Annotated in this window: 13 protein-coding genes; 9 read left to right on the forward strand and 4 right to left on the reverse strand. The window is 68.9% G+C overall.

Annotated elements, in window-relative coordinates:
- The 4 genes from VGJ14_20665 to VGJ14_20680 all read left to right on the forward strand — a co-directional run.
- Positions 1-1066, forward strand: a 1066-nt coding sequence (locus VGJ14_20665; protein HEY2834841.1) for a methylmalonyl-CoA mutase family protein, incomplete at its 5' end; no start/stop codon positions are given.
- Between the two features lies 1 nt (position 1067).
- The gene (locus VGJ14_20670) at positions 1068-1805 is read left to right on the forward strand and encodes a FadR/GntR family transcriptional regulator (GenBank protein ID HEY2834842.1); all 738 of its coding nucleotides are present in this window, start codon (positions 1068-1070) and stop codon (positions 1803-1805) included.
- Positions 1806-1839: 34 nt separating this feature from the next.
- Positions 1840-2763, forward strand: coding sequence for a cytochrome c oxidase assembly protein (locus VGJ14_20675; protein HEY2834843.1), 924 nt, complete (start codon positions 1840-1842; stop codon positions 2761-2763).
- Between the two features lie 47 nt (positions 2764-2810).
- Positions 2811-3809, forward strand: coding sequence for a helix-turn-helix domain-containing protein (locus VGJ14_20680; GenBank protein ID HEY2834844.1), 999 nt, complete (start codon positions 2811-2813; stop codon positions 3807-3809).
- A 52-nt stretch (positions 3810-3861) separates the two neighbouring features.
- Here the strand turns inward: VGJ14_20680 and VGJ14_20685 are convergent, their stop codons facing one another.
- Complete coding sequence (locus tag VGJ14_20685; protein ID HEY2834845.1) at positions 3862-5061, reverse strand: helix-turn-helix domain-containing protein; 1200 nt, start codon at positions 5059-5061, stop codon at positions 3862-3864.
- A gap of 126 nt (positions 5062-5187) precedes the next feature.
- Between VGJ14_20685 and VGJ14_20690 the strand changes: the two genes are divergently transcribed.
- The 5 genes from VGJ14_20690 to VGJ14_20710 all read left to right on the forward strand — a co-directional run bounded on the left by VGJ14_20690 (position 5188) and on the right by VGJ14_20710 (position 11232).
- Entirely contained in the window at positions 5188-5970 is a 783-nt protein-coding gene (locus tag VGJ14_20690) for an enoyl-CoA hydratase-related protein (protein ID HEY2834846.1), read from the forward strand.
- Positions 5970-7496 carry an AMP-binding protein gene (locus tag VGJ14_20695; protein HEY2834847.1) on the forward strand — a complete coding sequence of 509 codons (1527 nt, stop codon included), beginning with the start codon at positions 5970-5972 and terminating at the stop codon, positions 7494-7496. Before VGJ14_20690 ends, VGJ14_20695 begins: the two co-directional genes overlap by 1 nt.
- Positions 7493-9070 carry an ABC transporter substrate-binding protein gene (locus VGJ14_20700; protein HEY2834848.1) on the forward strand — a complete coding sequence of 526 codons (1578 nt, stop codon included), beginning with the start codon at positions 7493-7495 and terminating at the stop codon, positions 9068-9070. The genes VGJ14_20695 and VGJ14_20700 overlap by 4 nt, the downstream gene beginning before the upstream one ends.
- A gap of 87 nt (positions 9071-9157) precedes the next feature.
- Positions 9158-10060 (forward strand): haloalkane dehalogenase, encoded by a 903-nt coding sequence (locus tag VGJ14_20705; GenBank protein HEY2834849.1) that lies wholly within the window; start codon positions 9158-9160, stop codon positions 10058-10060.
- A gap of 5 nt (positions 10061-10065) precedes the next feature.
- Positions 10066-11232, forward strand: a complete 1167-nt coding sequence (locus VGJ14_20710; GenBank protein HEY2834850.1) for a geranylgeranyl reductase family protein — start codon at positions 10066-10068, stop codon at positions 11230-11232.
- A 6-nt stretch (positions 11233-11238) separates the two neighbouring features.
- Here the strand turns inward: VGJ14_20710 and VGJ14_20715 are convergent, their stop codons facing one another.
- From VGJ14_20715 to VGJ14_20725, 3 genes are all read right to left on the reverse strand, one after another.
- Positions 11239-11667, reverse strand: a complete 429-nt coding sequence (locus VGJ14_20715) for a heme-binding protein (GenBank protein HEY2834851.1) — start codon at positions 11665-11667, stop codon at positions 11239-11241.
- Between the two features lie 56 nt (positions 11668-11723).
- The gene (locus VGJ14_20720) at positions 11724-12602 is read right to left on the reverse strand and encodes a hypothetical protein (GenBank protein HEY2834852.1); all 879 of its coding nucleotides are present in this window, start codon (positions 12600-12602) and stop codon (positions 11724-11726) included.
- A 77-nt stretch (positions 12603-12679) separates the two neighbouring features.
- The coding region (locus VGJ14_20725) for a YetF domain-containing protein (protein HEY2834853.1) at positions 12680-12960 on the reverse strand (281 nt) is incomplete at its 5' end.

Genomic DNA, 12960 nt, shown 5'->3' on the forward strand with positions numbered 1-12960 from the left:
GCAGAAGGAATGGGTGTTCCCGGTGCGCCCGAGCATGCGCATCGTGCGCGACACGATCGTCTACTGCGCCGACCACATGGCGCGCTACAACCCGGTCAACATCAGCGGCTACCACATCAGCGAGGCCGGGGCCAACGCGCAGCAGGAGATCGCCTTCACCATGGCGATCACCAAGGCCTACATCGAGGACGTGTTGGCCACCGGGGTGGACATCGACAGCTTCGCCTCACGCCTGTCGTTCTTCTTCGTCAGCCAGGCCGATCTGTTCGAAGAGGTCGCCAAGTTCCGCGCCGTTCGCCGTTTCTACGCCAAACTCGTGAAGGGCTACGGCGCGCAGAACCCGAACTCGATGCGGCTACGGTTCCACGCGCAGACCGCCGCGGCCACGCTCACCAAGCCGCAACCGCTGAACAACATCGTCCGTACGGCGTTGCAGGCGCTGGCCGCCGTGCTCGGGGGAGCACAGTCGCTGCACACCAACGGACTGGACGAGGCGTACACCATCCCCAGCGAGATGGCGATGAAGGTCGCGCTGCGCACCCAGCAGATTCTCGCCGACGAGACCGGCGTCACCTCGGTCATCGACCCGCTGGGTGGCTCCTACTACGTGGAGAACCTCACCGACTCCCTCGAGCGCGGGATCGAGGAGTACTTCGTGAAAATCGACGAGCTCGGGGGCGTCATCGCGGCCATCGAGCAGGGTTTCTTCCAACGGGAGATCTCCGACACCGCCTATGAGTTCGCCAAGCGCAAGGCCTCCGGCGACCGCCCGGTGATCGGGGTGAACAAGTACCGCGATGCCGTCGACGATCAGAAAGTCGAAGTCCACAAACTGGACCCCGAGTCCGAGCACCGCCAGATCACCCGGCTGAAGCAGGTCCGCTCCGACCGCGATCCCGTCCGCGCCGAACGGGCCCTCGCCGAACTCATGCGGGTGGCGAAGGACGACTCGGCGAACCTGATGCCGGCCACTCTCGAGGCCGTCCGGGCGCATCTGTCCATGGGCGAGATCACCGGCGCCCTGCGCGGGGTGTTCGGTTCCTATGTCGAATCGCCGGTGTTCTGAGGTGACCGCTTCCGCCGAATGGTCCCCGGTCCGCAGGGTTCGCACCCACGAGCAGGTGGTGGCGCAGATCCAGGAGAAAATCCTCGACGGAGAGCTGCGGGTCGGCGCAAAGCTGCCCAGTGAGCGCGACCTGGTCGAAGCGCTCGGCGTCAGCCGCAGCAGCGTTCGGGAAGCCCTGCGGTCGCTGGAGGCGATGGGCATCATCGAGTCCCGGGGCGGCTGCGGTCGGGAGTCTGGCTCGACCATCTCCGGGCGCTCGACCGAGGCACTCGGCACGCTGCTGCGGCTGCACGTGGCCCTGGCCGAGATCGCGCTGGACGATCTGGTGGACGTTCGGGTGCAGCTGGAACGACAGTCGGCGGCGAGCGCCGCGAGCAATCGCAGCGAGCGGGACATCGCCACGCTGCGCGCCCTGATCGAGTTGCAGCGAGGGTCGCGGCAGTCCTCCATCGAATTCAACGAACTGGACGCCGAGTTCCACGTCGCGATCGCGCGGGCGTCCGGAAACAAACTGTCCGCCACGTTCATGCAGGCGCTGCGCGAAGCCGTCAAAGCGGAGATGGTTCGCGCGTTCGCCGCCATGGACGACTGGCGGTCGGTGGCCGATCAGCTCATCACCGAGCACTCCGCCATCGTGGACGCGATCGAATCCGGTAAGGCGGCGCGGGCGGCCAATCTCGTCGAGGCGCACATCAGGACGTTCTACCGCGAGCAGGTCGCTACGCGCGCGGGTCGGTGAGCAGCGCTGGGGGAGCACGACGTACGGTCGGCGGGTGATCACCGCAACCGGTGCGCTGCCGGCGCTCACCGCCGGGACCGCCGCGCGGCACTGGGTGTTCGAGCCGGTCCTGGTCGGGGCGGCGGTGCTGGCGGCCGCGGGGTACCTCGCCGGTGTGCACCGGGTGCGTACCCGCGGTGGGCGCTGGCCGGTGGCCCGGACGGCGACGTTCCTGGTAGCGGGACTCGGCGGGTTCGTGGTCACCAGCATGTCGGTGTTGGGCGCCTACCACGGGCGGCTGTTCTGGGCCTACGCACTGCGGCTGGGCCTGTTGGCCACGGTGGTGCCGGGGTTGTTGGCCGCCGGTCGACCGGCCACGTTGCTGCGCACCGCGGCGGGACCACGGCAGTCCAGATTCGGGGCAAGCGTCTGGCAGACGCTGTCCAGCCCCCTGGTGGCGCCGTTGGTGGTGCCGCTGATGTTCACCGCGGTGGTGTTCACCCCCCTGTTGGGCGCGACGCTGCGCCATGACCTGCTCGATCAGGTCGTGCAACTGATCGTGCTCGTCATCGGGGTCGCGGTGTTGCTCCCGGTCGTCGGTGACGGTGTCCCGTCCAGCTCCATGTCCATCGGCATTGGGGTTCTGGTCGGGATCGTCGAGCTCATCATCGACGCGATCCCCGGCCTGTTGGTGCGGCTGCGTCCGGAGGAATTGGCGAGCACGTATTGGGGTCCGATCCACCGCGGGTGGGGACCCAGCCCGATCCGGGATCAACACCTGGCGGGTGAGGTGTTGTGGATCCTGGCCGAGCTCATCGACGTGCCGTTCCTGGCGATACTCGCGGTGCGCTGGGTGCAGGCAGACGCGCGCGAGGCAGCCGTCATCGACCGGACACTGGACGAGGCGGACGCCGGCGGGGATCAGATGATGGCGCCGTGGTGGCTGAGCGAGGGCGGCGATCCACGCCGGCGTCGCTGACCGGCGTAGCCCGTCGCGGATACGCTGGCGGACACGGAGGTGAGGTCGTGCGCTATCTGAGCGTGGCGGACAAGCCGGTCGCCGAGCGGTTCAGCTATTGGCGCGACGTCATCTGCCAGGTGTGTACGCCGTTGGCCGCCGAGCGCGAACCCGAGCACCGTGGCGGTGAGCCGGTGGCGCAGGGCATGACCGGGTGGGTGCAGTCCTCGGAGCTCGGATCCTCGCACTGCGCCGAGGTGTGCTCGCGGACCCAGTCATTGGCTCACGGCGCGGCCGAGATCCGGCGGATGAGCTCCGAGGACATCTTCGTCAGCCTGCAACTACGCGGCCGGTGCATCGCCGAGCAGGGCGACCGCAGCTGCCAGATCGCGCCCGGTGGGTTCGCCATGTTCGACACCACCGACAGCTACCGGCTGACCTACCTGGGCGACGAGCGCAGCGGGGAGTGGCAGGTGCTTTCTTTCCGGGTACCGCGGGAGCGGCTGGTGCCGCTGGTCGCGGATCGGGCCGGCTTCACGGCGGTGACGCACGATGCGAGCCGGGGCGGCATCGCCGCGATGGTCGCCTCGACGATGACCAGCATCTGGCAGCACGTGGAGTCGTTGGACGAGCCGGCCGCGCAGTCGGCCGAGGCTGCCCTGCTGACTCTGCTCGCCACCGCCGCGAGCGACGGCCGCGAGCATTTGTCGGCCGGGCGTGACGCGCTGGACACCGCACTGCGGGCGTCGGTGAACCGATATCTGACGGGGAATCTGCATCGGGCCGACCTCTCGGCCGCACACGTTGCCCGACGCTTCACCATCTCGGTGCGCAAGCTGCACGCGCTCTACCAACACACCGACCGCACGTTCGCCCAGACGGTCATGGCGCTGCGGGTGGAGGCCTGCGCCCGGGACCTCGCCGCCGGTACCGGGCAGTGCACGCTGACCGACACCGCGGCCCGCTGGGGCTTCGCCGATCTTTCCCACATGAACCGTGTTTTCCGCGCGCGGTACGGGTGTCTGCCCTCGGAGTTCCGCCAGGGTGTGCGCGCCGTAAGGAATTGATCGAGATGCCCGGGGGACCGGCACAGTGTGCGGTGCTCGCCAGATCCAAACGTCAGTCTGACCGGCTGTCAGTGCCGCCGGCCTCTCGGCTCGTGTGCTGCTGGATGGTCGAGCAGACGCTGACCAGGTCGTCGACAACCGCGGGATCCGCGGCGAGGTGCTGAGTTCGCGCGATGTTGTTGATGATCGTCAGCTCGGCCAGCACGACGGCCCTCAGTTCCGTGGGATCCGAGTGGGGCCGGTCGTGGTGCAGCAGCCGGACCCAATCGGTGACGAACTCGTATTGGGCGCGCCGGGTGGCATGGCGTCGGTCCTCGGGCAGGTTCGGGGTCTCGTTGAGCAGCACCTCGATCAACGCGCTGTGCGGCAGGACGAACGTGGCATAGCCGCGCAGCAGCGCGGCCGAGGCCTCCTTGGGCGTGCCTGCCGAGCCCAGCACCTGCGCGAGGAGGAACTGGAGCCACTGGGTGCCGCGGGTGATGGCGGCGTCGAGGATCTCGGGCTTGCCGGTGAAGTGGTGATAGATACTCGGCCCGGCGATGCCCACGGCCGCGCCGATGTCCTCCATGGTCACCTGCTGGTACCCGTCGCGGGCGAAGAGTTCGACCGCGGCGTCCAGCAGCATCTCGCGGCGCGAGGCGCGATCGAGCAGCAGCGTGCGGTCGATCGAGGGTCGAGCGGGGGAACGCCGGGTCCGCGCGGTCAGCGGAGCCCGCAGTGCCGCATCGGCCGTGGCTGCCAAGAGCTCGTCGAACCTCGGGCGGGGAAGTTCGACCTTGTTGTGCGACGGACTCGCGACGACGGCGAACACGCTCCACGCCAGCAGTTCCGCTTGCTGATCGGTGAGAGAAGGCCGATCCGCCCGAATGCGTCGGGCCAGCCGCAGAGCCAGCTCGCGACCGCGATGGCGCAGTTTGTCGCGCTCCGGGCCGGGCAGCTGCCGGGATTCGCGCTGCCACAACACCCCGAGGTCGCGGTAGTCCAGCGCGTGCCCGGTGAGCGCGCGGGTGACGTCGGACATGGATTCGTGCGCGGTGCTGTTGAACGCCGCCTCGAGGTGTTCCACCCGGTCGACGATGATCTCGCTGAGCAGTTCCTGCTTGCTGCGGAAGTGCCGATAGAGCGCGCCGGCCGTGATGCCGACCGCGGTGGCGATGTCGCCGGTCCCCACTCGGTTATAGCCGACGCGGTGGAACTGGTCCGCCGCCGCGGCGATGATCTGCGCCCGTCGATCGCGGGGTCTGCCGGCCATTCGGTCTCCCTCTTGACTGCAGATCTAGACTAATGACAATTTACTTATTACGCCAGTCAATGATAGAACGAAGGTAATCGTGTCCCGCGTAGGACAAACATGGATTTACTTTTGGAGCGCAGGTCGATGAGCGGGCTGAGTATGCAGACGCCGGAGCCCGGCGTGGCGTTGGTCGTGATGGACCGGCCCGGCCGGCTCAACGCCTTCGACGACGCGATGGTGCGGGCGTTGCCGGGGCTGCTCGAAGCGCTCGCCGTCGACCCCGAGGTCAAGGTTGTGGTGCTCACCGGTGCGCACGGGGTCTTCAGCGCCGGTGGTGACCTGGCCCTGGTCGGCGAGTCGGCGCAGTTGCCGGCCGATGAACTGGAGGCGTTGCTGCTGGCGAGCTTCCAGGCCTCGGCCGTGCTGCACCGGATGGACAAGCCGACAATCGCCGCGATCAATGGACCGGCAGCCGGGGGTGCGCTCGGCCTCGCGCTGGCCTGCGACCTGCGGATCGCCGCTCCGGACGCGACATTCGTGGCGGCGTTCATTCACATGGGCATTGCCCCCGACTACGGCACCACGTGGTTGCTGCCGAGGGTGGTCGGTCATGCGGTCGCGCTGGAGATGGCGTTAACGGGACGTCGCGTCGCGGCGACGGAGGGGCACGGTCTCGGTTTGGTCACCCGGGTCTGCGACGACCCGTTGGCCGAGGCCCTGTCGCTGGCCGGCCAAATCGCGGCGCAACCGGCGCGGGCCGTGGCGCTGACCAAACGCCTCATGCGCGAATCCGCCGCGCTGGATCTTCCGGCCGCCCTGTGCGCCGAGGCCAGGGAGCAGACAGGCGCCCTGTTGAGCGAGGAGTTCGCCGGCCTGTGGGCGGCTTGGCGGTCCGAGATCTGTGGCGTGAACAACGGGAGCATCTGATGTCCTCCATCTGCGACACCCTGTCCTCGACTGCAGCCCGCTGCCCGGATCGGGAAGCGCTGGTATTCGGTGACCATCGCCGTACCTACCGGCAGTTGTCCGCGGACGTCGAACGCGGCGCTGCCGCGCTGGCCGCCGCCGGCACCTGTCCGGGGGATCGGGTGCTGCTGATGGCGCCGAACAGTGACGCGTTCGTCGTCGCGGCCTACGCTGCACTGCGCGCCGGGGCGATCCTGGTGCCGGCGAATCCGCGTAACGCCCCGCCGGAGATCGCCCATCTCATCGTCGATGCCGGCGCGAGCACGGTGCTGGTGGCGCCGGAGTTCGAAGCCGTGATGACGGCCGGCATCGCGGCCACGGACGCACGGCCGACGGTGTTCGCCCTCGGCCCGGGCACGGCGTTCCGTGACCTGTTCGCCGAGCCGGAGCGCCCCGATCTGACGCACCGTCCGGTCGAGTCGGATGACGCCATGCTGCTGTACACCTCGGGCACCACGGGCAAGCCGAAGGGTTCGCTGTTCGACCACCACCGCATGCTGTGGGTCGGGGTGAACATCACCGGCACCTTCGGGATGCGCGATGCCGACCGGCTGCTGCATGTAGCTCCGCTCTATCACGCCGCGGAACTGTGCGGCTTCCTGTTCCCGGGCACCATGCTGGGTGCCACGCACGTCGTGCTGCCCGCTTTCGAACCCGCCGCGGTTGCCGATGCTCTGCAGGCCGAACGGATCTCGGTGTTCTTCGGCGTGCCCACGATGTATCAGTTCCTGCTGCGGCTGCCCGACCTGGCCACCCGTGACATGTCCGCGTGGCGGGTCGGCCTGTTCGGTGCCGCGCCGATGCCGGGGGCCACTGTCAACGCCCTGCTGGAGGCGTTGCCCGAGGTGAGCCTCTATCAGTTGTGCGGCCAGACCGAGGCCGGGCCGGGTGGCATCTACGCCGGGCCGACCGAGGTTGCTGTACGTCCGGAGGCCAGCGGCCGGTACGCCCTGCCCAACACCGAGGCACGCGTCGTAACCCCCGGGGGCGACGAGGTCGAGCCCGGCCATGTGGGCGAACTCATCCTGCGTGGGGAGACCGTCATGAAGGGCTATTGGAACCAGCCTGCCGCCACCGCCGAGACGATCCGGGGCGGGTGGCTGCACACCGGCGATCTGGCCCGGCTCGACGCCGACGGATACATAACCCTCGTCGACCGACTGAAGGACCTCGTCATCACCGGTGGCCGCAACGTCTACTCGGTCGAGGTGGAGAACGCCCTGGCCGGTCATCCGGACATCGCCGATGTGGCGGTGATCGGGATCCCGCACGAGGACTACGGGGAGAGCATTCTCGCTGTCGTCCAGCCCATCGCGGACCGGGAACCGACGCTGGCCGACATCCGCGACTGGTGCAGCGACCGGATCGCGGGCTACAAGATCCCGCACGCCGTCGCCGTGCATCCCATCCCGCGTAACCCGTCCGGGAAGATCCAGAAGCACCTGCTGCGGGACGTGCTGCTGACCACGACGGGACTGCGGTCATGAGCCGCCGGTGGGTTTCGACCGTGCTGGCCAGTGCCACCACGCTCGCCCTGCTCGCGGGCTGCGGCGGGCGCGGCGCGGAGCAGGTCGCTGCCGCTCCGGCCGGCGCGGCAGCCGATGCCACTCGGGGTACGGCGACCTCGTCCGATGTCGCTGCCGCCCCCGCAGTGCCACCGGCCGCGGAGAGAACCGATTCGGCTGCCAAGGCAGCGAAGTCGACCGGCGTCACGGACAACGCCGTCGCACAGGCCGGCGGCACTGCTGCCGCGCACGGGAGCGCAACCAGCGCGGTCACGAGCCCGCAGCGCGGCCGCACGTCCGTCAGCGCCGGCACCGCCGGGACCACGCAGTCGGCCGTCGAGCGCCTCGTCGCCACCTCCCGGGTCTTCGGCGGCACGGCGCCGTGTATGCCGGCCACGCTCTCCGATGTCCCGTTCGGGAACGTGAGCACGTTGTCCGGCATTTTGGGCGAGCTCATGCTTCCCGCCCGCTCCGCGCTGCAGACCTTTGTCGCCGCGCAGAATGCCTGCGGCGGGCTGAACGGGCATCGGTTCCGGATCTCCTTCGAGGACGATCAGGGTGACCCGGCGACCGCGGCTGCCAAGGCGCAGGAGCTGATTCAGCGTCAGAAGATCCTGGCGTTCGTCGGCAACGTCGAGGTGCTCACCATCGACGCCGTGGTTCCGGTCGTCAACCGCTACAAGATCCCCATCATCGGTGGCGACCTGGCCAGCAGCACCTGGTTCACCAATCCGCTGCTGTTCCCGCAGGGACCGCCGGGGGCGGCCGTTGCCTACGGATACCTCAAGGGTGCAACGGGGTACTTCAAAAAGAACGTGATGGGGGATATTTACTGCGTCGAGGTCCCGCGCGGCTGCGGTCAGAACGACGCCGCACTGAAGGAACTCGCACCAGACTTCGGCGTCACCCTGAAGAAGTCGCTCCCGGCATCGATCACCGCGCCCTCGTACGTCCAGCAGTGCCTGGAGCTGAAGAGCGCCGGCGTCGAGGCACTGGCGCTACTCATGGACGCCGCCTCGATGGTGCGCATGGCCCGCTCCTGCGAGCAGGTCCAGTACTACCCGAACGTCCTGCCGACCTCGCTGGGTGTCGGCGCCGAGAAGCAGTTCCTGGCCGGGAACAAGTGGTTGGGCAACGCGTACGTGGCGCTGAACTTCTTCCCATGGTTCGCCACCCAGACCCCGGCCGAGAAGTACTGGCGCACGTCGTTGCAGAAGTACAGCCCCGGCATCGATCTGGGCACCACGGCGAGCGCGGGCTGGACCGCGGGCGCCCTGCTGCTGGCCGCCGCGGCCGAGCTGAGTCCCACCAACCCGACCACGGCCGATCTGCTGACGGGGCTGTACACCTTCCAGGGACAGAAATGGACCGGACTCGGTGGTCTGGCCGGACCGCGCACGTTCGCCACGGGACGCAATCCGAGGGTGCCGTACTGCTACTTCGCGGCGATCTCCAACGCGGACAACACCGGATGGGCGAGCTCGATCGCCACCCCCCAGTGCACGGACGTACTCGCCGCGTCTGACCCGCAGAGGAATGGAGACGCAACCCGCTGAGCCCGAAGACGTGACCCCGAGCAGTCGTTCGTAGGTGCTCGGGGTCACGTTGAACTCCTCGTTCCAGGCATCGACTTAGATGGGGGCATGCAGATTCTCCGCACGCCCGACGCCCGCTTTGCCGACCTGCCCGATTTCCCGTGGGAGCCCGCGTACACCGAGGTGAGCGCGGAGGGCATTAACGTCCGGATGGCTTATGTGCAGGCCGGTCCGGACGACGGCCCGGTCGTGCTGCTGCTGCACGGCGAGCCCTCGTGGAGCTTCCTCTACCGCTGGATGATCCCGCCGCTCGCCGCCGAGGGCTTCCGCGTTCTCGCCCCGGACCTGATCGGGTTCGGACGCTCGGACAAACCCACCGACCGCGAGGCCTACAGCTATGACCGGCACGTGGGCTGGGTGGTGTCGCTGCTGGACACGCTGCACCTGGAGGACATCACGCTGTTCGGTCAGGACTGGGGCGGGCTCATCGGCCTGCGCATCGTCGGTGAACAGCCCGCGCGGTTCCGCGCCGTCGTGGCCGCGAACACGGGCCTGCCGACCGGGCACCACTCGTTGGGTCCGGCCTTCGAGGCATGGCGACGGTACTCGCAGGAGACGCCACAGTTTGGGGTGGGGCGGATCGTCAACGGCGGGACCTACCGCGAGTTGTCGGCCGCCGAGATCGCGGCCTACGACGCGCCGTTCCCCGACGAGACATACAAGGCCGGCGCGCGAGCGTTCCCGATGCTCGTGCCGGGGACTGCGGAAGCACCCGGTGCGGCTGCCAACCGGGCGGCTTGGATCGGCCTCGCCGCCTTCGACCGGCCGTTCGTCACTGCCTTCGGCGACTCCGACCCGATCACCGCCGGCATGGCCGCACCACTGCAGAAGCTGATCGCCGGGGCGGCCAAGCAGGAGCACCGGACGCTGCAGAACACGGCGCACTTCTGCCAGGAGGACGCCGGCGCCGAGTTGGCCGCGATCGTCGCCCGGGCCGCGCGCGCGGAGTGATGTCGGTGACCGACCAATGGGATGTGGTCGTCGTGGGTGCCGGCCCGGCGGGACTCAACGCCGCCCACGCGGCCGGTAGCCTCGGCGCCCGAACGCTCGTCCTCGACCGCGCCCGGCACCCGCGCTACAAGACCTGCGGAGGCGGCATGATCGGCTTCTCGCTGAACAGCGTCGGGCCGGATCTGACGATTCCCATCCGTGCACAGGTCACCGCCGTCAGCTTCACCTACCGCGGCAAGTGGCGGTACGTGAAGGCGGACCGTGCACGACCGGCGCTGTCCATGGTCGACCGGTCGGAGTTCGACGCGGCCATGCGAAACGCCGTCGAGTCCTGCGGGGTGGTGATCCGCGAAAAGGCCCTGGTGCGTTCTGTGCAGGAACCGGTGGCCGGCGGCGGTGTCTCGGTCCATCTGGCTGACGGCACATCGATATCGGCGCGGACCGTCATCGGGGCGGACGGCAGTGCCGGAATATCGGCACGCCATGTGGGCGTGCGCTACCGGCAGACGGATCTGGGCCTGGAATACGAACTCCCGGTCAGCGGTGCCCTCGCCGACGAATGGTGCAATCGTGTGCACCTGGACTGGGGTGCGATGCCCGGGTCCTACGGCTGGTTGTTCCCCAAGGGGAACTTCCTCACGGTGGGGGTCATCGCAGAACGCGGAGATCCGGCGGGGACCAGGGCCTACTTGTCGAGACTCGTTCGACAGCTGGGTCTGGAGCACATCGAGCCGGCGCAGGATTCCGGGCACCTGACCCGGTGTCGCACCGCGGATTCCCCGCTGGTCCGGGGGAACGTCATCGTCGCGGGCGACGCCGCGGGACTGCTCGAGCCATGCACGCGGGAGGGCATCAGCTACGCACTTCGCTCCGGAACCCTGGCCGGCTTGGCTGCCGCCAAGGCCGCGTTGAGCGGAGACCGTGCGCCCGTGGACCACTACGAACAGCACATCCAGCTGACCCTGGGCAATGAGATGGAGGCGGGCGATGTCTTCTATGGCGCCTTCAAGCGCCACCCGGCGCTTCTCCACCTCGCGCTGGCGACGCCTCCGGGGTGGCGCACCTTCGCGAAGATCTGCCGCAGCGAGTACTCGTTCGAGCGTGCCCTGAGGCACCGTTCCGCCCGGGTCGGCATGCGAGCGCTGCGCCGCCTCCCGTCCCGGCAGGTGTGAGGGGCCTCAGTCGACCTGGGCGCCCAGACCGGCTGCCTGGATGCCCGCCACGCAGGCCGCCTCATCGGCATCAGAGGTGTCACCGGAGATGCCAACGGCCCCGACCAGGAGCCCGGAGGAATCCCGCACGAGCACGCCGCCCGGCACCGGGACGAGTGCCCCGCCCACGGCATTGGTCACGGAGGCGACGAAATACGCCTGCTGTTCGGCGCGCGCCATGATCGCGCGAGAGCCCATGCCGAGGGCGAGCGCGCCGTAGGCCTTGCCGTGCGCGATCTCGAAGCGCTTGATGGAGGCACCGTCCTCGCGCTCGGCGGCCAGCAGGTGACCACCCGCATCCAGTACGACGACGGTGAGCGGCTTGAGCCCGGCTTGCTGCGCGTGGGCTCGGGCGGCGCCCACGATGGTGCGGGCCATCTCAAGGGTGAGGTTCATGTCGGGAAGTTTCTCAGGTCGATCGACTGGGCGAGCTGTGCGACTGACCCGGTCCGTTAGGTGGCGACCCCGGATGCACTGCCGCGGTTCCTGCGTCGGTGCCGTTGCGGGGTGGACCGGCGGGGGTCGGGCAGCAACCGTTCCTTGCCGGTGACATACCAGCGCAGGCCCGTCCGCATCACCGCGACGGTCGCGCGACGGGGCGCATCCACGCCGTGGACCCGGCGGATCGGCTCGCCGTAGAACGAGCACAGCATGGCCCGGCCGAGGAAGTGCAGCGGCCGCGGGAACCAGCGGGCAGCGAACTGGTCGATGACCGCGCGGGTGCAGGCCGCCCCCTCCGCGGTCCACTGCGTGTGCCGTGACTCCCACTCGTCCAGGAATGCCACCATCGCGTCGAAGTCGGCGGGAAAGTCGGTGATCACGCCGTTCTCGGTCCAGAACAGCGCTGCCATCGCGCGCCAGTGCCGGTGCGTGGCGACCTGCTGGTTCGCGGTGTACCCGGGCAACCCCGCCTCTTCGCGGATGCGGTGGTAACCCGCACCGAGGAAGCACAACGTGTAGAGGAAGTCGTCGTTGTGCCCGAAGTCGCCGGGGTAGCGGCGGCTGATGCCCTGGTGCAACGCGTTGACCTCGGCCACCGAGGTTTGCGTGTGCACCGAGGACGGCCCGAGCGCGAACCAGGTCCAGAAGTGATGCACCGTCTCGAGTTGGCGTCGGTTGGGTGCGGTGATCAACGGACCGGTACCGCCGCGGCTCACCGTGCGGCCACCGTTCGCGGGCATCACGAAGTTCGGGAAGCTGACGCTGTACAGGAAGCTCATCATGAACTCGTCGACCCAGTAGGTCGCGGACAGCGCCCAGATCCGCTCGTAGTCGATCTCCGGGTCCAGCCGCTCGATCTCCGCGGCGATCCACTTGTATCCGCGAGGCATGCGGACACTCTGGCATGGCCGCGGGCCGGTGACATGTGCAGCACGACCAACTCCGTCGACGCCTTCCAGCGCCCGGCTCAGCGACTGCTGTCCCTTCGCGGTGAGCGCGACCTCGACACCACGGCGGTCGTCGGCCGGCGGACGTCAACGTCGGCGAGCGCGTCGTCCATCTGTCCGCGGCGCAGCACGCTGATCGTCCCGGAACGCTCCAGCACCATCGCCCCTACGTCGGACCAGGAACCCACCGCCGCCCGGCGCAGTGCCACCCGCAGGTCGTCCTCGGACAGGCGGGTCCGGCGCAGCGTCGCGGTGAGCACCTGCCCGTCGCGGACGAGCAGGACCGGGCCCTCGCCGAGCA

This window comes from Sporichthyaceae bacterium, from assembly GCA_036493475.1.
GTDB lineage: Bacteria > Actinomycetota > Actinomycetes > Sporichthyales > Sporichthyaceae > DASQPJ01.